This window comes from Streptomyces sp. TRM68416 (assembly GCF_014596915.1).
GTDB lineage: Bacteria > Actinomycetota > Actinomycetes > Streptomycetales > Streptomycetaceae > Streptomyces.
Genome location: NZ_JACVWU010000004.1, coordinates 188,380 through 208,466 on the forward strand (window position 1 = coordinate 188,380; position 20,087 = coordinate 208,466).

Below are 20,087 nucleotides of genomic sequence, written 5' to 3' on the forward strand. Positions count from 1 at the left end.
ATGTGAGGCACCGTCGGCCGTGCTGCCTGACGCAAAAGTGACGTCCGGCACGTACAACCCTCACGGGGGGAAGCGTGTCCAACTGGCGTGGCAGAGGTACTCGACTTCCGTGCGGCGACGCGCGGTGCGACCGCACTACGGCCGTACCGCCCGGTTCGCCCCTCCCGTATGCCCGGGGCGCCCGGCGGCATGCCGGTGATCGCGCCCATGCCCGCAGCGCGGCCCACCCGCATACCCAGTCAGCGTGACGGCGCCGAGTACGCCGAGGACATCGCGGCGGCCGGCACGACGGTCGACCACCTCACCGAGACCTACCGCACCCACTACCGCTCGCTGCTGGGGCTTGCCGCGCTCCTCCTCGACGACACCGCCTCCTGCGAGGACGTCGTCCAGGAGGCGTTCATCCGGGTCCACTCGGCACGCAAACGCGTCCGCGACCCGGAGAAGACGCTCGCCTACCTGCGCCAGACGGTCGTCAACCTGTCCCGCTCCGCACTGCGCCGCCGCATCCTCGGCCTGAAGCTCCTGTCGAAGCCGATGCCCGACATGGCGAGCGCGGAGGAGGGCGCCTACGACCAGTTGGAGCGGGACTCGCTGATCAAGGCGATGAAGGGCCTGCAGCGCCGCCAGCGCGAGGTCCTCGTCCTCCGCTACTTTGCGGACATGACGGAGGCCCAGGTCGCCGAGACGCTCGGCATATCCCTGGGCTCGGTCAAGGCATACGGCTCGCGCGGCATCGCGGCGCTGCGGGTCGCCATGGAGGCTCCGGCATGAGCGGGGAGCGCGACGGCTCCGGCATGAGCGGGGACCACGACGAACGGCGGCGTCACCTGAGCGTCCCCGAGGACGACCAGACGCCGAAGCACACGCACGCTGGGAACGGAACTGTGAACGACGGCCCCGACGGCAAGGGCCCCGAGGGTCTCGACGGTCTCGACGCGGACGAGCTGGACCTGCGGAGGCTGCTGCACGACGCGGTGCAGGAGATCGAGCCGCGCGACGGCACCCTGGAGCATCTGCGCCGGGCGGTACCCGCACGGCGGGCCCGCAAGCGGCAGGCCCTGGTCGGCATGGCCGCCGCGGCGCTCTTCGTGGGCACCGCCGTCCCGGCCCTCGTGCACGTCTCCAACTCCACCGGCTCCAGCGCGAATCCCTCCGTCGCCGGCCACGGCACCCAGGCGCAGGGCGGCGCCAGCCAGGGCGCCGACCCCGAGAAGGACAAGGGCTCGTCCAACGGCTCCTCCGACAAGTCCGAGGACAAGGGCGAGAAGGGGGAGAAGGGGGACGAGAAGGACAAGGAGACCGGCAGCGGCACCGGCGGCTCCGGCTCCGCCGACCCCAAGGAGACCGCCGCCGCGGGCGCCTCGGTGTGCACGGCCGGGCAACTCGTCGTCGCCTCGGCCGGTGTCGGCACCCCCGACTCCGTCGGAGCCTCCTACGGCACCTTCCGCTTCACCAACTCCTCCGGCACCGCCTGTACGGTGACCAGCCCCGGCTCGGTCGGCGCGGCGCCGCAGGGAGCGGCGGACGCCACCAAGATCACCACGGCTCGGCACATGTCCGGTGACCCGGCGACGGGCCTGCCCGATCCGTCCCTGGAGCTGACCTCGCTGCTGCTCCAGCCGGGCGCCTCGTACGAGGTGAAGTTCGCCTGGGTGCCCTCCGAGACCTGCCCCACCGTCCCCGACCCCGACCCCACCCCCACGCCCGACCCCACCCCCACCGGTGGCGACACCACCGCGGGCGGCGGCACCGGCGCGACCTCCACCGGCACGGACGGCACCTCCACGCAGCTCTTCGCCACCGAGGGCACGGCCGACGGCAGCGTCGCGGTCTCCAACACGGCGGAATCGGGCGGGCCGACGGCATCGACGGTCGTTACCAACGCGTGCGCGGGCACGGTGTACTGGACGGGAGTCCTGGCGGGCTAGCGGGCGCCTATCCTCCGGCCGTCTTTCGCCTGCGGCCCGGCGGGGGCAGATCGCGCAGTTCCCCGCGCCCCTATCGGGGCGCTCAGCCTGCGGGCAGTCGTGCCGCTGGGGCGGCACGGGTGGGCGCAGGCGGCACCCCGACAGCGCCGGGCAGCGCGACCCACCCCGCCGGCCAGTGCAACCGGCGGCACCCCGCAAACGCCGGGCCGCGTGCCCCACCCGCCGGTCACCCCCCCAGGTGCCGCTCCGCGAAGTCCAGCTCCAGCCGAACCTGCTTGATGCGCTCGTCGACCACCAGAGACCCATGCCCCGCGTCGTACCGGTACACCTCGTGGACAGCCCCCCGAGCCTCCAGCCGCTTGACGTAGTTGTCGATCTGCCGAATGGGACAGCGCGGATCATTGACGCCCGCCGAGATGTAGACCGGAGCCGTCACCCGGTCGACATACGTGAGCGGCGACGAGGCCTCGTACCGCTCGGGAACCTCCTCCGGCGTACCCCCCAGCAGCGTGCGGTCCATCGCCTTCAGGGCCTCCATCTCGTCGTGATAGGCCGTGACGTAGTCGGCGACCGGCACCGCCGCGATCCCCAGGGCCCACGCATCGGGCTGCGTACCGAGCCCGAGAAGCGTCAGATAACCACCCCAGGAACCACCGGTGAGGATCAGCCGGGAGGGATCGGCCAGACCGGAGCCGACCGCCCACTCCCGCACGGCTGCGATGTCCTCCAGCTCGATCAGCCCGACCCGGTGCTTCAGCGCATCCGTCCAGGCCCGCCCGTACCCCGTAGAACCGCGGTAGTTGACCCGCACCACCGCGTACCCGTGATCGACCCAGGCCGCCGGACCCGCCGCGAAGGAGTCGCTGTCGTGCCAGGTCGGACCCCCGTGAATGTCGAAGACCGTGGGCAGCGGCCCGCTCGCACCCGCGGGCTTCTGCACCAGCGCGTGGATACGCCCTCCGGGCCCCTCCACCCACACGTCCTCCACCGGCACCGACCCCGGCGACTTCATACCGGGCGGATCCAGCACGACCCGGCCCGTCGTCGAGCGCACCGCCGACGGCTCGGCGGCCGAGGACCACAGGTACTCCACCGTGCCGTCGGGCCGGGCCGTCGCCCCCGACACCGTGCCCGGCGGGGTCGCGACCTTCGTCAGCTCCCCGGCCGTCAGGTCGTAGCGGAACAGCTCGCTGCGCGCCTCGTGGCTGTGCGCGATGAGCAGACCGGTGCCGTCCGGATACCACTCGGCGCTCACGTCGCCGGGCAGGTCCAGCGCCAGGTCCGTCTGCTCGCCCGTCGCCACGTCCCACACCAGCGGCTCCCAGCGGCCGCGGCGCTGGTGGCCGACGAGCAGCCGGGTGTCCCCGTCGACCGGAGCGAAGCCCAGCACCTCGAGGCCCAGCTCGACCGTGCCGCCCTCGGTGTCGTCCAGCTCGGCCACCGCGGAGCCGTCGGGGCGCAGGACGCGCAGCGCGGAGTGCATCGCGTCGCCGTGCTCGGTGTGCTCCACGGCGATCAGCGAACCGTCGTGGGAGAGATCGCCGACGCCCGCCGACTCGCGGTGCCGGTAGATCTCCGCCGGGGGCTCGCCGATGCGCGCGAGGTGGATCGTCGTACCCTCCTCGTCCGTCGAGCGGCCCACGACCGCCGTGCGGCCGTCCCGTCCGAGGGCCAGGCCCGCCGGATAGGAGGGGTCCAGACCCGGAGCCGCGAGCTCGTCCTCGCCGCCGGTGAACGGCTGGCGGCGCCACACCCCGAACTCGTCGCCGTCCTTGTCGTCGAACCACCAGATCCACGCGCCGTCCGGGGAGAGCACGCCGTCCGTCGTGCCGTTCGGCCGGTGCGTCACCTGGCGCTGCTCGCCGGTCGAACGGTCCCAGGCGTACAGCTCGTACGTCCCCGTCGCGTTCGACACGAACAGGGCGTGGTCCGGGGCGTCCTCCGCCCAGTCCGGCAGTGACACCCGTGGCGCCCGGAAGCGCTTCTCCCAGTCCGGCATCTCCCGGCCCGGCGCGTTGCTCTCAGTCATGACCCCATAGTGCCTGCCAGGACCGACAATTCGCTGGCGAGGCCCCCAGCCTGTGGATAACTTCGGGATCATGTACGACAGCACCCCCGCCGACTGGCTGGACGCCAACTGCGCCCACTGGGACGAAAGGGTCCCCCTGCACGCCGCCGGCGCCTACTACGACCTCGACGGCTTCCGCGCCGGAGCAGACCCCCTGCGCGACTTCGAGCTCGCGGAAATCGGGGACGTGACCGGCCGGACGCTGCTGCACCTCCAGTGCCACATGGGCCTCGACACCCTGTCCTGGGCCCGGCGCGGCGCCGCCCGCGTCGTCGGCCTCGACTTCTCCGCACCGGCCGTCGACACCGCCCGCGCCCTCGCCGCCGACCTCGGACTCGGCCAGGACCGGGCGGCCTTCGTCACGGCCGACGTCCACGACGCGGCCGAGGCCGTGCCCGATGCCTCGTACGACATCGTCTACACCGGCACCGGGGCGCTGTGCTGGCTGCCGGACATCCGGCGCTGGGCGGAGACCGCCGCCTCGCTCGTGGCCCCCGGCGGCTTCCTCTACCTCGCCGAGTTCCATCCGTTCACCGACATCCTGGACGACGAGACCGGCTCCCGTGTCGTGCACGACTACTTCGCCCGCGAGGCCTGGATCGACGAGACGCCCGGCACGTACGCCGACATGGCTGCCGAGACCGTCCACAACCGCAGCGTCGAGTGGCAGCATCCGATCGGGGAGGTGGTCACCGCGCTGGCCGCCGCCGGGCTGCGCATCGAGTTCCTGCACGAGCACGACGTGTCGCTGTTCCCGCGCTTCAAGTCCTTCGAGGTACGGGACGGCTACCACCGCTTCCCGGCCGACCGGCCGCGGATCCCGCTGATGTACTCGCTGAAGGCGAGCAAGGCGAGTAAGGCGAGCAAGGGCTGACGGTCCGGTGCGGGCCGGGTGTCAGTGGCGGGGTGCAGACTCGTGGCATGACCGATCTGCGCAAGACCGTCGAGAGCTTCTGGGCCGCCGCCGAGGCCCGTGACTGGACCGCGTTCGCGGACACGCTGACCGAGGACGTGCTCTACACCCTGCCGCAGACCCGCGAGCGCATCCGCGGACGGGAGCGGTACGTGCGGTTCAACCGGGAGTACCCGGGCGACTGGCACCTGCGCATCGAGCGGATCGTGGCCGAGGCGGGCCAGGTGGTCACCTGGGTGCACTTCACGGTGGGGCTGGAGGAGATGTACGGCATCTCCTTCTTCACCGGGGACGACAGCGGCCGCATATCCGCCGTCGTGGACTTCTGGCCGGAGCCGTACGAGCCCCCGGCGGGCCGGGAGCACCTCGTCGAGCGGTACTGACCCCGCGGGCGGGCCCCTTGCGTCGGCCCCGTACCTTTGAAGGCGTGTACCGGTTTCTGCTGACGCCCCGGTGGTGGGGGATCAACGTCTTCGTACTGCTCGCCATCCCCTTCTGCGTGTTCATGGGGTCATGGCAGCTGGGCCGGTTCGAGGACCGGATGCAGGACCACGACCGGGCGAACGCGCAGGCGACGTCGGCGAAGCAGGAGGCGGCCCGCCCGCTGACGGAGCTTCTCCCCGTGGACAAGGCCACGTCCGGCAGGCAGGTGACGGCCGGCGGCCGGTACGGCGAGCAGCTCCTCGTGCCCGACCGGAAGCTCGACGGCAAGCGCGGCTACTACGTCCTGACCCTGCTGCGCACCGACGAGGGCAAGGCGCTGCCGGTCGTACGCGGCTGGCTCCCCGGGGACGCGGACCCGGCCGCGGCCCCCGCCGCGCCACGCGGCGAGGTCACCGTCACGGGGGCCCTGCAGGCGTCCGAGCAGCCGGGCGAGAACGGCGTACCCGGACAGGGCGGCCTGCCGGCCGGCCAGACCGGCGCCATCAGCGCCGCGTCGCTGATCAACCTCGTGCCGTACCAGGTCTACGACGCCTGGATCACCCTCAACACGGCCGACTCCGGCATGAAGCCCGTCCCCGCCACGGCCCCCCAGAACACCGGCCTCGACCTCAAGGCCTTCCAGAACCTCGGCTACACCGGCGAGTGGTTCGTCTTCGCCGGCTTCGTCGTCTTCATGTGGTTCCGCCTCCTGCGCCGTGAGGTCGAACTGGCCCGCGACGCGGAACTGGGCCTGGCCGACCAGGAGACCGAGCGGGTCGCGGTGTGACGGGGGCCGCTCGTCCCGCGGGTGCGCGGGCGATTCCTCCAGTCGGCGCCTGAACGAAGGGGACCTGCTCGCCGTATGCAGGGGGAGGCGCACAGGAAGGACGAACCATCCGTGGCGAGCACGACCAAGGCACCCTCGCGCGAGCCCGAGCCCGAGCCCGAGCGGGAGCCCAAGCCCGAGCGGGAGCCCGAGCGCGAGCCCGAGCGGGAGGGCGGCCGCCACCTCGACTCCCCCCTCGCCCTCACCATGCTGCTGCTCCTGGCGGTCCTGCTGCAGAACCCCCTGCGCGGCGCCCTGTCCTCCCCGGTCATGCAGAACTGGACGACGGTGTTCGTCGCGGTGATGGTCCAGGCGCTGCCCTTCCTCGTGCTCGGCGTCCTGCTCTCCGCGGCCATCGCGGTGTTCGTCCCGCCGTCGTTCTTCGCCCGCGCCCTGCCCGCCCGCCCCGCCCTCGCGGTCCCGGTGGCCGGCGCGGCGGGCGTGGTACTGCCGGGCTGCGAGTGCGCGTCGGTGCCCGTCGCGGGCGCGCTGGTGCGCCGCGGGGTCACCCCGGCCGCGGCGCTGACCTTCCTGCTGTCGGCCCCGGCGGTCAACCCGATCGTCCTGACGGCGACGGCGGTCGCCTTCCCCGGCAACCCGGAGATGGTCCTCGCCCGCCTGGTGGCGAGCCTGCTGGTGGCGTGCGCGATGGGCTGGCTGTGGCTGCGCCTGGGCCGCGCCGACTGGCTGCGCCCACCGGCCCGCTCGTCCTACGACGGCCAGGGCCGCGGCGCCGCCTTCTGGGGCTCGGTCCGGCACGACGTGATGCACGCCGGCGGCTTCCTGGTGGTCGGCGCGATGGCGGCGGCGACACTGAAGGCGGTGGCGCCGGAGAGCTGGCTGCGCGAGCTGGCGGGCAATCCGGTGCTGGCCGTGCTCGCCCTGGCCGTACTCGCCGTACTGCTGTCGCTCTGCTCGGAGGCGGACGCGTTCGTGGCCGCTTCGCTGACGCACTTCTCCCTCACGGCCCGGCTCACCTTCCTGGTGGTCGGACCGATGATCGACCTGAAGCTGTTCGCGATGCAGGCGGGCACGTTCGGCCGTTCCTTCGCCCTGCGCTTCGCGCCGGTCACCTTCGTGGTCGCCGTCGCGGTCTCGGCCGCCACCGGGGCGGTGCTGCTGTGAACCGCCACGCCCAGGCCGCGATCCTCTTCCTCCTCGGCGCGTCCCTGCTGCACGCGGGCACGACCGACCTGTACCTGCGCTACGTCAAGTCCGGCCTGCGCCCGCTGCTGCTGGCCTCGGCGGCGGTGCTGGTCGTGGCGGCGCTGGCGACGCTCTGGTACGAACGCCGGCGCCCCGACCCCGCCCACTCCCACCCCGAGCCCCGCGTCAGCTGGCTCCTGGTGCTGCCCCTCCTCGCCCTGATCCTGGTGGCCCCGCCGGCCCTCGGCTCCTACAGCGCCCTGCGCGCCGGAACGGCCCTGCAACAGCCGTACGCCTACGAGGACCTGCCCTCCGGCGACCCGGTCCGGATCGGCCTCGTCGACTACGCGGGCCGCGCGGTCTACGACCGGGGCCGTTCCCTGGAGGGCCGCCGGGTCGAGATCACCGGGTTCGTGGCGGTGGACCGCGCGGGCACCCCGTACCTGGTCCGGATGACCCTCAACTGCTGTGCCGCGGACGCCCAGCCGGTCAAGGTCGCCCTGACCGGCGAGGTCCCGCCGGTCCTCCGCCCCGACACCTGGCTGCGCGTCACCGGCACCTACACCCCCCGCCGCGTCAAGGACCCGGTCAACGGCGCCCCCATCCCGTTCCTGAAGGTCACGGAGGCCGCCCCGGCACCGGCGCCGCAGGATCCGTACGAGGAGAACTGACGTTCTTCCGGGCGGACTTATCTGCCGGCGGACTTATTTGTCGGCGGCCTCGGCGAGGGTGTGCGCGACGAGCGCGTTCGCGTGGCCGTGCCCCAGTCCGTGCTCGGTCTTGAGCCAGGTGACGAGCTCCATGTGCTTGGTCAGCGGTGAGGAGCGGATGAGGTCCTTCCATTCGGCGATCGGACGGCCGTACTTCTTCTCGATCGACGGGAAGTAGCTCGCGGGGCCCTTCACGGTGGCGCTCATGCCAATGATCTCCTGCCTGCGTCGGCGACGGTGTCGTACTCGCTACTCGTAACTCGTAACTCGTAACTCGTAGAAGAGACCGACGGGCCGCGCGGAAATCATCGGCCGACGGCCCGGGAATCGCGCGAACGCGGAACCCGGGCCGCCCACCGACTGCCGTCAGCCCTTGCCGAGGAGCTTGTTCATCTCCTCGATCTCGGCGTTCTGCACGGTGATGATGTCGCCCGCCAGCTTCTTGGCGGGCCCGTACTGGCCCTTCTCCTGCTCGGTCGTGGCCATCTCCACGGCGCCTTCGTGGTGCTCGACCATCATGGTCAGGAACATGGTGTCGAAGCCCTTGCCGGACGCCGCCATGAGCTTGTCCATGTCCTTGGCGTCCATCATCCCGGGCATGCCGGAGGAGTCGCCGCCGTGCCCGCCGGAGTGGTCCATGCCGGGCATGCCGGACGGCACGTCCTCACCCCAGGACTCCAGCCACCCGGACATGGTCTCGATCTCCGGGTCCTGGGCCTTCTCGATCCGCGAGGCGAGGTCCTCGACCTCCGCGGAGGACGCCCGGCCCTTGGCCATCTTCGCCATCTGAACGGCCTGCTGGTGGTGCGGGATCATGTCCTGCGCGAAGGACACGTCCTGATCGTTGTGGGCACCGGCGGTTGCTTCGCTGTCGGCCTTGTCGGCCTTGTCGGTCGCCGAGGCCGACGTACCGGAGCCGGTGCCGGAGCCGCCGTCCTCACTGCCGCACGCGGCGAGGAGGAAGGCGGCGGCGAGCGCCGTCGCGCCGAGCGCGGCACGGCGGACGAGGGAACGGGTGCTGGTCATGCTGGTACTCCTGCGGTGTACGAGGGATGTGCTGAGACATGACTGAGGGCCGTACGACGACGGCTCGGCCTTGTCCTAGATCCGCAGGAGTTGCAGTTCGGCGAGGGTGGGCGGCGCGCGCCCCTCCCCGGAGGCGCCGCGGGCAGCGAGCCCGCGCTCGGCACGCGAGACCGGGCCGACCGGGTCGGCCACCAGCGCGGGAAGCACCGGCCCCGCGCCCACGGCACCGGAGACGCAGGTCGCGTCGGCGTGCTGGGTGTGGCCGCCGGTGCCGGTGTCGCTGTGACAGACGTACTCGTCGTGCGCGGCGGGGGCACCGTGGTCGCCGTGCCCGCTGCCGTCGGCGTGTGCCATCGGCGCGGCCGTGTGCGCCGAAGCGGCGGAGTGGTGACCGCCGGCCGCCACGGCGTTCCCCGGCGCGAGCGCGTGCATGCCGAAAAGCCCGGCGAGCAGCCCGAGCACCAGCAACGCACGCCACCACCCGAGGGGCGAGGGCGCACGGCGGAGCTGTGCGGGGGCTGTCACGGTCCTCATGCTACGGAAGACACGCGGCGGGGGTGGCGCGGACCCGCACTTCGGGTGGACACGGGGGCGGGGGGGCCGGGGCCGGGGGGACGTACGTCGGGGTGGGACGTATGTCGGGGTGCGCTGTCCCCTCCGGGGGCCGCTGCGGCCGGGTGCGTTCCGGCCGGGACTCCGTCACGCCCGGCTGGCCAGGACTCAGTCGCGCCCGCCTGGCCAGGACTCCGTCCCCCCGGCGCCGCCGCCCGCTTTGTCGAGCGCGGCCTGGAACCACTGGCGCCGGAGGCCGGTCCCGCCGCCACGGCCCTACGCGCCTGGTCGCACGTCCGCCTGTTCTCCCCCTGGGCCGAGCACTACCTCCAGTTTCCGCCGACGCCGACCGCGAGGAAGCGCCGAGCGGTGACCGGTTGCCCATGTCGCTGAGGTGAGTCCGGCGGCTTCGGTACGCGAGCACCGGTGACCGTCAGGAGACGGCGGCAGGTCGTCCGGGCGACTTCACTACGATGGCACCTCCGGAGGACGGGGGGACTCGTGGAGGACGAGCGCGTTGGTGAGCTGGCCGCTCGGGTGGCGGAGTTCAGCAACGGCGGGGACCCGCGGAGTGTGCTTGAGGACGACGCCGCGGCCGTCGCGGCAGACCTCTTCGCAACAGTGGGCGGGCGGGGCCCGGAAGCGGCCGACCCCGACGTGCTGCACACCGTCGCGGCGTTCTACTGGGCCCGCTCCCTGGCGCGGCGGAGCGAGGACCTCGGCGCTCGGGACCTGGAGACGGCGATCGGTGTGTTCGGCCTGCTCTACCTGGTCGACCACCGACGAGTGCCGCGTGCGCTGTGGCCCCGGCTCACGGCCGAGACCGGGTACGACCCGTGGAGCGATCCGCTGGACCATGCCGCGGATCTGCTCGTCGACTACGAGGAGAAGGGCGACTCTGCCGCCCTCGGCCGGGCCCTCGGCCTGATCGGTACCGTCACCGACAGCGCCGACAGCGCCGACAACGCGTACCGGGACACACTGCACGGGCTGGCGCTCACCCACCGCGCGGCGGTACCCGATCGACCCGCGGTGGAACGAAGAGCCGACGCGGACGCCGCGGTGGAGCTGCTGGGCCACGTCGCCGCTCTCCAGGAGCCGTCCGCCGAACGGCGTGCGAGCCGTCTGTCGTCCCTCGGCGACGCGCTCGTACGGCGCTTCGAGATCGGGGGGAACGCCGAGGACCTCACCCTTGCCGAGGGCGCCTACCGGAACGCGGTCGCCGACGCCGCCGTAGGCACTGCCGCGTATGCGCGAGCGGCGGCCGGTCTCGGTGCGACGCTCGGCCGTCGCGCCGCATCGGCGTCGTCGTCGACGGCGGGCGACGACGGCAGTGTCGTAGCGGTGCTGCGGGAGGCGGTCGAGTGGCTGCGCTGCGCGGTCGACCTGGCGCGGGGTGCGGGGCGCCGGGCGCGCCTGGCCGATCTGAGCAGGGTCATGGGACTCCTCCTTGAGCGGATGCCCCGCGCCGACAGGACCGATGGGCTTCCGTCGGCCGGTCAGCCGCCCTCCGTGGCCGACGGAGACGGGGCGTGCCGTCCGGACGCGGCCGCGGTGAGGCGCCAGGCCGCCGCTTTGACCGATCTCGCGCGGCAGGTGTCGTCGCGGATCGTGACCGAGAGCGAGGCCGTACGCAGAGTGAGGGAGCGGTCCTTCGAACTTTCGGAGGCCGCCGTGGACTCTGTGGTGTTCGGAGCACTGCGCCTGGTGCGCGAGGGCATGCCGGGCGACGCGGTGCCGGCGCTCACCCTCGCGCTGGAGGCCGCGAGGTCCCGATGGGGTACGGGACAGGGGACGCCGTGGTGGTGGGCGGCCGACGCCTATGTCGAAGCGGGGCGGCTTGCGTTGATCGAGGCGGCCGACGGCCGACTCTTTCGCCGTGCCTGTGCCGTGGCCGACGAGCAGATCTCCGTTCTGCGCCACCATGACCGGGCCGAAGACGTGGCCGAACTCGCGGAGACGCTGTTCGCGGCGGGACTGCTGCGTCTCAGCCCCTACGTGGGGCAGATGTCGGGCCTCACCTTCGAGTCGGCCCACGACCTGTGGCGTGACCGCCAGGCCCGCCACCGCTCGGTCCACCCCGACGACTCCCTTCCCTCCGATCCCCCCGACACCGCCGAGATGCCTTCCCCGCAGGCCGCGGCCGAGGAGGCGCTGACCTATCTGCGCGAGGCCGCTGACCTGTCGCGCGGTCACAACCGGGGGCGGGTCCTCAAAGCGCTCGCCGAGACGCTGTCCCTGGCCGCCGGCCTCGCGCAGGAGTCGCGCGACGAGGAGATCCGGATTGTCGTCCGTGAGGCGTTCGACCTGTTGGACCCGACCCGCGATCCCCTCGCTCACTTGTACCTGCTGAGAGTCCTGCGGTTCCTGGGCGAGCTCTCGTTGCCCGACGACCTTCGGGACGTGTTGCCCCTGCCACTGAGTGCCGTCCGGGAACAACTGGGGGCACAGGAGGCCGCGAGCGTCTTCGCCGAGGCGCTCACGCTCGCCGAGGAGGCCCGGCGACCCGATCTGGAGTTCCGGCTGATCGAGGCGGCCGACCGCGCACTGCCGGAGCTGCCCGGGGACACCTACCGCCGACGCCGATGGGCCAGTGAGGTGCACTGCCTGGCAGAGAACCGGCTGCGGTGTACGGCGGGGCCGATCCGGGTGGCGGAGGCCGCCGACCGGCTTCGTACCCGCGCCGAAGACGAGGACTGGCCTCCCCAGGCGCTTGCGGCGACGCTCATCCACCTCGCCGCGCACGCCCGGGGCAACGCAGAGGAGCACATCGGCCGAGCGCTGCTGGCGCAGGCCTGGGAACTGGCTCCGGAACTGGGCCGTCGATGCGGCCCCGCGCTGCGCTACCTGGACGGTGTGCTCTCCTACGACCTGGCGCTGCGCGCTTCGGAGGCGGGACAAGAGGCCCCGGCTGTACGCCACTTCGTCGACGCGCTCGCCGCGTACGCCTCGTGCGGTCAGATCGACCTGGCATTGAACAGCCTCGACGCCGCCTTGCGCAGCGCACTGGCGGCCGACGGCACCGACGCCGACATGGCTGTGGCGGCGTTGGTCCCGGCCTCCGTGTGGCTGAGGGGTGGCGTCGACGAGGTCATCGGCTGGAAGCTGCGGGATCTCTACCAGCAGCTGGTCCTCAAACTGAGCGGCCCCACCCTCTCTCACGGCCTGATGCTGGCCATTCACCAGGCCGCCAAGGGCATCGACTTCACGGCCGTCGCAGAGCGGCCCGGCCCGTTCACACCGTCCGCGAGACTGTCGCAGTTCCTCACCCGCACCAGCGCGCAGGAGCGCCGGCTGTCCGCGCCGCTGAGCGAACCGGAGTTGCCGAGCGCCGAGGACGCCATGCTGTTCTACGCGGGCACCGGCGAGTCCGAAATCGACGGTGGTGCCGAAGCGGAACACCGCAATACGCAGCGCGTCGCGGAACGTTGGATCAGCCAGGAACTCCTCGCCACCGGCTCGCTGGACCGCATACCGGTGATGTTCCCCGACGAGGTGCAGACGCTGCTGCCCGAGGACACGGTGCTGCTGTCGCTGTATCTCGGTCATGCCCGTCGGGACGGCTCCGCGACTCCGGTGACTTCTCTTTCCGGCCTGGCGGTCACCCGCGAAGACACGGAGCACCACACCGTGCTCCTGCCGAACTTCGAAGCCGGGCTGATTCGCTTCACGCGCGCGACACACAGGGTTTCCGCCCACCCGGTGGCATTTCACGTCGCGGACCTGCGCCACGCCGTCGTCGCGGACCCGTTGCACAGGCTCGTCAGCCGTGAGGCACACAGACAGCTCCGGGAGGACAGCGACCCGTATCTGGCGGGCTTCGCCGCTTCCATGGACCGCTGGCGCTCCCTGGGCAAGCGGCATGTCTGCGTCTGGCCCAACGGCCCCCTCCACTACGTCCCTTACCACCTGCTGGAGGTCAACGGCCGTCCCCTCGCCGAGGACTGGACCGTCACACAAGTACCGAGCCTGGGCCTTCTCCGTGCGCCCGCGACCGGCGGCCCCCACCGCTCACGCAGGCGTGGGCTCGTCGCCTTCGCCTCCGCGGGCGGGGGCGTCGCGCACGGCCTGCTCGCGCAGGACGACCTGGAAGTACACGCGGCACAGGTCGCCGCGGCGATGGGCGGTCAGGCGGTGCTGGGGGACAAGGCGACACCTCGGCGACTGCTCGACGAACTCGCCGACGCCCGGTACGTCCACATCGCCGCCCATGGGGCGCACAACGAGTGGGCGTCGTGGTACCAGTGCCTGTTCCTCTCACCGGATTCGGACAACGACGGCCGCCTTTTCGCCCATGATGTTCTCCGCACCGACCTGAGAGGCGTCGAACTCGTGACGATGAGCTCCTGCGAGTCCGCCCTGGGGCGCTTCGACGCCAACGACAACCTGCGTGGTCTGCCCGCCGCGTTCCTGTCCGCCGGGGCCTCGGCCGTCATCGGGTGCCTGTGGCCGGTCCACCCCCAAGTGGCCACGGAGTTCTTCGGCTCGCTGTACGAGCACCTCGCGCGTACAGCGGACCGGCGAGCCGCCTTTCGCGCCGCGCAGTTGGCTGTGCGCGCCCGCCATCCGGCGTTCCGTGACTGGGGCTCGTTCTGCTTCATCGGCGACTGGCGCGACCGGCGCGACCGGCGCCCTTCGGACGCGAACAACGGAGTTCCCTCGTGACCCGACTCGAACTGCCTCCGACGCAGCTCCACGAGATCGACCTGGTGGAGGTCCCCAGGCTGCAGTCACCCGCCCCTCAGCACCGCGTCGAAGGGCGGGTGTCGCTCAGCACCGCCGTCGTCCACCCCCTGACGCCGGAAGAGGCAGCCGCGGGCGACGCGGAGTGGCTCGGCTTCCTGACGGCCGAGGCATCGCACAGCGACTACCTCCTTCTCAGCCTGACGTGCGCCTTCCGCCCGCCCGCAAACGGCGCACCCTTCGCCGACGCCGCCCTCGGCGTCCTCCTGGAATCCCCCGACGAGCCGGCCGATCGACAGCCCATCGCCTGGTCGATCTCCCCCAAGAAGCGCTCCCACCCCGTGGAACGGGCGACCACCGTCACACTCAGCGCCAAGCTCGCGATCGTCGAGTCCAGCCTGGAACTCACCCCCGGACAAGGCCGGGAGGACCTCTTCGTCATCGGCATGGGCGAAAGAGACAGCGACCCCGAATGGCGCATGCAGGCGACCCGCCGGCACCCCTTGATCGGCGACGAGACCTTCACCCTGATCGTAAAGGCCGCCGCCGGAGCCCCGGTCCACGCCCGCGTAACACTCGCAGCCACCATCAAACACCGCCGCTTCGGCCTGATCCCCTACCGCGCAGACCTCCCCACAGCCCTACGCACCATCAACCTGCGCCACCACCCCACCCGTCAGAACGATGCCTGACCGGCCTGCGGCACCCACCACCACCCGCCAACACGCCCCCAACAACCGCCCTCCCCAGCCCCCACCCCCGGGACCCCGCCCAAGCCCCTCTCAGGGCCTCCCCCCTCCACGATCACCAAAGAACACGACAAGGGCCTGATCCGCTTCCGGATCAGGCCCTTGACCTGCTATTTCCCTGTCGGGGTGGCGGGATTTGAACCCACGACCTCTTCGTCCCGAACGAAGCGCGCTGCCAAGCTGCGCTACACCCCGATCGTCGCTGCTGTCGCGGCGACGTCGTTTACTTTAGCCCACCGGTGGCTGGAGACGAAATCCGGTTTTGGCGCGGTGGCGGACGGGGTTCGGGCGGGTGTGGTCGAGGGCTACGAGGAGGACGGCCAGGGCGTAGAGGGAGAGGCCGAGGAGGAGGGCGTTGCCGAGGACGCTCTTGTAGCCGTGCAGGCCGACGTCGAGGAACGGGTAGAGGTAGCGGCCGTCGGTGCCGGGGAGCAGGAGTTCGCCTCTGGCCAGGGAGAACGCGAGGTAGGCCAGGGGGTAGAGGAGCCAGGTCGCGGTGTGGCGGAGGCGTAGGCCGCCGGGGGCCGTCAGGAGGAGCCAGTCGAGGAGGGCGGCGATCGGTGTGACCGTGTGGAGGGTGTGGTGGGCCACGGCGTGCCAGCCTGTGGGGGGTGCCGTCTCGCCGGTCAGAGGGAAGGGGCTCGTCGCGTTGGCCAGGAGCAGGTGGTGGACGAGGCCGGTGACCGTGACGTAGAGCAGGGCCGCGCCCGTCAGGGCCGGGGGGAGGGGGCGGCGGGCCGTCCAGGCGCGGCGGGCCGCGAGGAGCATGACCAGGGCCAGCAGGATGTTGCTCTGGACGGAGAAGTGGCTCAGGGTGCGCAGGGGGCTGTCGGAGAGGAGTTCGACGGTCACCGCGCCGGCCGCGGCCGCGGCGATGAGCAGGCGGTAGACGGCGGTCGGGCGGCGGCGTACGGGGGTCACCACCGCCGTGGCGGGGACGGGCGAGGGCAGGAGTCCGGGCATGCCCGGAACGGCGGGCAGATCCGGGATGTCCCTGGGTATGGGGGCGGTCATGCCCTCACGCTAAGCAGGGGGGATGAAACGGGCGATACGGGCGGGCCGTGCGGGTTACCCCCTCGGGGGAGGTGCTTAGTCCCGGCCCACCAGCGTCAGCAGCGTTGCCTCCGGGGGGCAGGCGAAGCGGAACGGGGTGTAGCGGTTGGCTCCGCAGCCCGCCGAGACGTGGAGGTAGGAGGTGCGGCCCTGCGCCGTGTGCGTGGACAGGCCCTTCACGCGGTCCGTGTCCAGGTCGCAGTTGGTGACCAGGGCGCCGTAGAACGGGATGCAGAGCTGGCCGCCGTGCGTGTGGCCCGCCAGGATCAGGGGGTAGTCGTCCGCCGTGAAGGAGTCCAGGACGCGGAGGTACGGGGCGTGCACCACGCCCATCGAGAAGTCCGCCGTACCGGACGGGCCGCCCGCCACCTCGGCGTAGCGGTCGCGCTTGATGTGCGGGTCGTCCAGGCCCGTCAGCTCCACGGACATGCCGTCGATCTTCAGCGTGCCGCGCGTGTTGGTGAGGTTCAGCCAGCCGGCCGTGTCGAAGGTGTCCCGCAGGTCCTCCCACGGGTTGTGGATCGCTCCTACGACGGGGGGGTTGCCGTTCAGGCCGTGGCGGCCCTGGGCCTTCTCGATCAGGTAGCGGGCGGGGTTGCGCAGCTTGGGGCCGTAGTAGTCGTTGGAGCCGAAGACGTACGCGCCCGGGAACTCCATCAGCGGGCCGAGCGCGTCCAGGACCTCCGGCACGCCCTCGGGGTCGGAGAGGTTGTCGCCCGTGTTGATCACGAAGTCGGGGCGCAGGCCGGCCAGCGAGCGCAGCCAGCGCTGCTTCTTGCGCTGCCCGCTCACCATGTGGATGTCGGAGACCTGCAGTACGCGCAGGGGGCGCATCCCGGCGGGCAGGACGGGCACCGTCACCCGTCGGAGCCGGAAGGAGCGGGCCTCGAACCCGGCCGAGTAGAGCAGTCCGGCGGCGCCAGCCGCCGCGATCCCCAGAGGTACTCCGTATCGCGCGCGCATACCTCCATCGTGTCAGACCGCGCCCAACTCCCGTGCCCGGCCGCCCCTTGCGCGCCCCGCCGCGGAAATCGACGGGCGCCCTGCCCGCCGTACCTGCGACAATCGACCCCATGACCACGCTCAAGTCGAAGCTGCAGGACGACCTCAACGCCGCGATCAAGGAGCGCGACGAGCTCCGCTCCTCGACGCTCCGGCTGACGCTCGCCGCGATCACCAAGGAGGAGGTCGCGGGCAAGGAGAAGCGCGAGCTCTCCGATGACGAGGTGCAGAAGGTGATCGCCAAGGAGGCGAAGAAGCGGCGCGAGGCCGCGGACGCCTTCGCGCAGGGTGGCCGTGCCGAGTCGGCCGAGCGGGAGAAGGCGGAGGGCGAGGTCCTCGCCGCGTACCTGCCCAAGCAGCTCAGCGACGAGGAGCTGGAGCAGATCGTCGCCCAGGCCGTCGTGGAGGCCAAGGCGGCCGGTGCCGAGGGGCCGCGGGCCATGGGCGCCGTCATGAAGATCGTCAACCCGAAGGTGGCCGGCCAGGCCGAGGGCGGCCGCGTGGCCGCCGCCGTGAAGAAGCTGCTCGCCGGCTGACCGACACCGGTCGCCGCAGAGGCCTACGGCCCCTTTCCTTCTACGGCCCAGGCCTACAGCCCCTTTCCCTCTACGGCAGAGACTTACGGCCCCTTTCCCTCTACGGAGGGGAAGGGGCCGTAGCCGTGGCGGGGAGACGTCAGTCCCGGCCGCCGTTGCCGTTGCCGCTGTTCGTCTGGCCGCGGAAGAAGTCCTCCGGGATCGAGAACGTCGGTTCCGGGGCCGTGGTGCCGCCGTCGGTGCCGGTGGTGGTGCCGCCGTCGATCAGACCGCCGATGAAACCGGCGTTGCCGTTGCCGTTCCCATTGCCGTTGTCGTCGCCGTTGCCGTTGTCGTCGTCATCGCCGTCCCGGTCCCTGTCCCTGTCCCGGTCGCCCTTGTCGCTCGGGGGGATGTAGACGCGGTTGAACTCGGGCGCCTCCCTGCCCTCCAGCGCGCCGGACATCATGGCGTTCCAGATCGGGCCGGGGACCTGGCCACCGAAGACCTTGGCGTGCCAGACGCCACCGATGGTGATGTCCTGCATCTTCCGCTTGTGCGCGGGGTCGCCGACCCAGACCGCGCCGGCCATGTTCGGGGTGTAGCCCACGAACCAGGCGGCGTAGCGCTCGTCCGTCGTACCGGTCTTGCCCGCGCTGTCGCGGCCGCTGAGGCCGGCCTGCCGGCCCGTACCGTCCTCGACCACGCCCCGCAGCAGGGTGTTGATGGTGTCGGCGGTCTTCTCGGACATCGCGCGCGAGCAGGTCGACTTGGGGACTTCGAGGGACTTGCTCTGGTCGCCCACGCGCTGAGTGATCGACTCGATGGCGATCGGCGTGCAGTACATGCCGCGGGCGGCGAAGGTGGCGTAGCCGTTCGCCATGGTCAGCGGGGACATCTCCTGGGTGCCGAGGGCGATGGAGGGGCCCTGGCCCATCTTGGCGCCGTCCGCGCGCTCGACGCCCATCTTCGCGGCCATCTCCGTGACCGGGCAGATGCCGATCTCGCTGATCATTTCGATGTAGTAGGTGTTGACCGACAGGGCGGTCGCTTCCTTCATGTCGTACGGGCCGACCTCGGACTCGTTCTCGTTGGCGACCGGGACGCCCTTCTCGTTCCACGTCCCGCCGTTGCACTGCGAGACCGGGCTCGGGTAGTCCATCTCGTACGGCGACCGGTACACCTTGTTCGCCGGCATGCCCCCCTCCAGCGCCGCCGCCGCCACGATCGGCTTGAACGTCGAACCGGGCTGGTAGCCCGCGCCGCCGCCCATGGCCGCGTCGACGGAGAGGTTGATCTGCGTCTCGTTCTTGCCGAAGCCGTACGGGCGGGACTGGCCCATGGCGAGGATCTTGCCGGTGCCGGGCTCGACGATCGTCGCGGCGGTCGCCACGTCGTCGCTCTGGTAGACGTGGTCCTTGACCGACTGCTGGACCGACTCCTGGGACTGCGGGTCGAGGGTCGTACGGATCCGCAGGCCGCCCTGGTTCCAGATCTTGGCCCGGTCCTCCTTGGTCTTGCCGAAGACCGGGTCCTGCAGGAACACCGCGCGGACGTAGTCGCAGAAGAAGCCCGCGCCCTTGACCGCGGTGATGCAGCCGTTCTTGGGCTTGCTGACCTTCAGGCCCAGCGGCAGCTCCTTGGCCGCGTCGGCCTCCGCCTGGGAGATGTTGCCGACCTCGGCCATGCGCTGGAGCACGGTGTTGCGCCGCTTGGTGGCCTCGGCCTCGTCGTTGACCGGGTCGTAGCGCGAGGGCGACTGGACGATGCCGGCGAGCAGCGCCGCTTCCTGGAGCTTGAGGTTCTTGGCCGACTTGGAGAAGTAGCGGCGGGAGGCGGCCTCCACGCCGTAGGCCTGCTGGCCGAAGAACGTGATGTTCAGGTAGTTCTCGAGGATCTTCTTCTTGCCCAGCTCCTGCTCGACCTGGATCGCGAACTTCAGCTCGCGGATCTTGCGGCCGAGCGTCTGCTGGGTGGCCTCGGCGACCTTCGTCGGGTCGTCGCCGGCCTCCTCGACGAAGACGTTCTTGACGTACTGCTGGGTGAGCGTGGAGGCGCCCTCGGAGACCCCGCCGGTCTGCGCGTTGCGGTTCAGGGCGCGCAGGACGCCCTTCATGTCGATCGCGCCGTGCTTGTAGAAGCGGGCGTCCTCGATGGCGACGATCGCCTTCTGCATGTAGGGCGAGATGTCGTCGAGTTCGACCACCGTGCGGTCGCGCGAGTAGACCGTGGCGATCGTGCCGCCCTTGGCGTCGAGGATCGTGGTGCGCTGGCTCAGCGGCGGCGTCTTGAGGTTGGCCGGTAGCTCGTCGAAGCTCTCCACCGAGCCCTTGGCGGCCAGCCCGAGCGCGCCGACCGCGGGCAGGGCGATGCCTGCCAGGACGGCTCCTGCGAGCACGCTGACACCGAGGAACTTGGCGGCCTGCTGCGTTGGCGACAGACCACCACCCGAGCGCTTGTTTGGCATAGGGGCAGCCTACGTTCTCATTC

General features: G+C 71.6%; 17 protein-coding genes, 1 tRNA gene and 1 pseudogene. 11 read left to right on the forward strand and 8 right to left on the reverse strand.

All coding sequences use genetic code 11. The features are described from left to right. Positions 1 to 168 precede the first annotated feature (168 nt). Positions 169 to 774: a SigE family RNA polymerase sigma factor gene (locus ICC28_RS08445; protein ID WP_188288052.1), complete on the forward strand. Its 606-nt coding sequence runs from the start codon at positions 169 to 171 to the stop codon at positions 772 to 774. Continuing rightward, positions 771 to 1,931 (forward strand): hypothetical protein, encoded by a 1,161-nt coding sequence (locus ICC28_RS08450; RefSeq protein ID WP_223188544.1) that lies wholly within the window; start codon positions 771 to 773, stop codon positions 1,929 to 1,931. Before ICC28_RS08445 ends, ICC28_RS08450 begins: the two co-directional genes overlap by 4 nt. Before the next feature lie 226 nt (positions 1,932 to 2,157). Here the strand turns inward: ICC28_RS08450 and ICC28_RS08455 are convergent, their stop codons facing one another. After that, positions 2,158 to 3,960: a prolyl oligopeptidase family serine peptidase gene (locus ICC28_RS08455; RefSeq protein WP_188287807.1), complete on the reverse strand. Its 1,803-nt coding sequence runs from the start codon at positions 3,958 to 3,960 to the stop codon at positions 2,158 to 2,160. 70 nt (positions 3,961 to 4,030) lie between these two features. Between ICC28_RS08455 and ICC28_RS08460 the strand changes: the two genes are divergently transcribed. The 5 genes from ICC28_RS08460 (at position 4,031) to ICC28_RS08480 (ending at position 7,978) form a co-directional block, all read left to right on the forward strand. Then, entirely contained in the window at positions 4,031 to 4,873 is an 843-nt protein-coding gene (locus ICC28_RS08460) for a class I SAM-dependent methyltransferase (RefSeq protein ID WP_188287808.1), read from the forward strand. Positions 4,874 to 4,920: 47 nt separating this feature from the next. Beyond that, the gene (locus ICC28_RS08465; protein ID WP_188287809.1) at positions 4,921 to 5,295 is read left to right on the forward strand and encodes a nuclear transport factor 2 family protein; all 375 of its coding nucleotides are present in this window, start codon (positions 4,921 to 4,923) and stop codon (positions 5,293 to 5,295) included. A gap of 44 nt (positions 5,296 to 5,339) precedes the next feature. Beyond that, positions 5,340 to 6,122, forward strand: coding sequence for an SURF1 family protein (locus tag ICC28_RS08470; RefSeq protein ID WP_188287810.1), 783 nt, complete (start codon positions 5,340 to 5,342; stop codon positions 6,120 to 6,122). Positions 6,123 to 6,233: 111 nt separating this feature from the next. Then, on the forward strand, positions 6,234 to 7,286 hold the full coding sequence (locus tag ICC28_RS08475; RefSeq protein WP_317453981.1) for a permease: 1,053 nt from the start codon (positions 6,234 to 6,236) through the stop codon (positions 7,284 to 7,286). Then, positions 7,283 to 7,978, forward strand: coding sequence for a TIGR03943 family putative permease subunit (locus ICC28_RS08480; protein WP_188287812.1), 696 nt, complete (start codon positions 7,283 to 7,285; stop codon positions 7,976 to 7,978). The genes ICC28_RS08475 and ICC28_RS08480 overlap by 4 nt, the downstream gene beginning before the upstream one ends. 33 nt (positions 7,979 to 8,011) lie before the next feature. Here the strand turns inward: ICC28_RS08480 and ICC28_RS08485 are convergent, their stop codons facing one another. The 3 genes from ICC28_RS08485 to ICC28_RS08495 all read right to left on the reverse strand — a co-directional run bounded on the left by ICC28_RS08485 (position 8,012) and on the right by ICC28_RS08495 (position 9,568). Next, positions 8,012 to 8,224, reverse strand: coding sequence for a DUF4287 domain-containing protein (locus tag ICC28_RS08485; RefSeq protein WP_188287813.1), 213 nt, complete (start codon positions 8,222 to 8,224; stop codon positions 8,012 to 8,014). Between the two features lie 159 nt (positions 8,225 to 8,383). Beyond that, a complete protein-coding gene (locus tag ICC28_RS08490) occupies positions 8,384 to 9,043 on the reverse strand; it encodes a DUF305 domain-containing protein (RefSeq protein WP_188287814.1) in 660 nt (219 codons plus the stop codon). Positions 9,044 to 9,118: 75 nt separating this feature from the next. Next, a complete protein-coding gene (locus ICC28_RS08495; RefSeq protein ID WP_411158578.1) occupies positions 9,119 to 9,568 on the reverse strand; it encodes a DUF6153 family protein in 450 nt (149 codons plus the stop codon). Between the two features lie 234 nt (positions 9,569 to 9,802). On the opposite strand from ICC28_RS08495, the pseudogene ICC28_RS41455 reads away from it, so the two are divergent. From ICC28_RS41455 to ICC28_RS08505, 3 genes and pseudogenes are all read left to right on the forward strand, one after another. Further along, positions 9,803 to 9,973 (forward strand): annotated as a pseudogene (locus ICC28_RS41455) (flavoprotein); the annotation flags it as partial. Between the two features lie 123 nt (positions 9,974 to 10,096). Continuing rightward, a complete protein-coding gene (locus ICC28_RS41245) occupies positions 10,097 to 14,260 on the forward strand; it encodes a CHAT domain-containing protein (protein ID WP_188287816.1) in 4,164 nt (1,387 codons plus the stop codon). Further along, on the forward strand, positions 14,257 to 14,970 hold the full coding sequence (locus ICC28_RS08505) for a hypothetical protein (RefSeq protein ID WP_188287817.1): 714 nt from the start codon (positions 14,257 to 14,259) through the stop codon (positions 14,968 to 14,970). Before ICC28_RS41245 ends, ICC28_RS08505 begins: the two co-directional genes overlap by 4 nt. A gap of 178 nt (positions 14,971 to 15,148) precedes the next feature. Here ICC28_RS08505 and ICC28_RS08510 read toward each other — a convergent pair. The 3 genes from ICC28_RS08510 to ICC28_RS08520 all read right to left on the reverse strand — a co-directional run bounded on the left by ICC28_RS08510 (position 15,149) and on the right by ICC28_RS08520 (position 17,043). Continuing rightward, positions 15,149 to 15,222 (reverse strand) — tRNA-Pro (locus tag ICC28_RS08510). A gap of 33 nt (positions 15,223 to 15,255) precedes the next feature. Then, the gene (locus ICC28_RS08515) at positions 15,256 to 16,041 is read right to left on the reverse strand and encodes a Pr6Pr family membrane protein (RefSeq protein WP_188287818.1); all 786 of its coding nucleotides are present in this window, start codon (positions 16,039 to 16,041) and stop codon (positions 15,256 to 15,258) included. 75 nt (positions 16,042 to 16,116) lie between these two features. Continuing rightward, positions 16,117 to 17,043, reverse strand: a complete 927-nt coding sequence (locus ICC28_RS08520; RefSeq protein ID WP_188287819.1) for a metallophosphoesterase — start codon at positions 17,041 to 17,043, stop codon at positions 16,117 to 16,119. A 110-nt stretch (positions 17,044 to 17,153) separates the two neighbouring features. On the opposite strand from ICC28_RS08520, the gene ICC28_RS08525 reads away from it, so the two are divergent. After that, on the forward strand, positions 17,154 to 17,618 hold the full coding sequence (locus ICC28_RS08525) for a GatB/YqeY domain-containing protein (RefSeq protein WP_188287820.1): 465 nt from the start codon (positions 17,154 to 17,156) through the stop codon (positions 17,616 to 17,618). Between the two features lie 139 nt (positions 17,619 to 17,757). On the opposite strand, the gene ICC28_RS08530 is transcribed toward ICC28_RS08525, so the two are convergent. Next, positions 17,758 to 20,064: a transglycosylase domain-containing protein gene (locus ICC28_RS08530; protein WP_188287821.1), complete on the reverse strand. Its 2,307-nt coding sequence runs from the start codon at positions 20,062 to 20,064 to the stop codon at positions 17,758 to 17,760. Between the last annotated feature and the right edge of the window lie 23 nt (positions 20,065 to 20,087).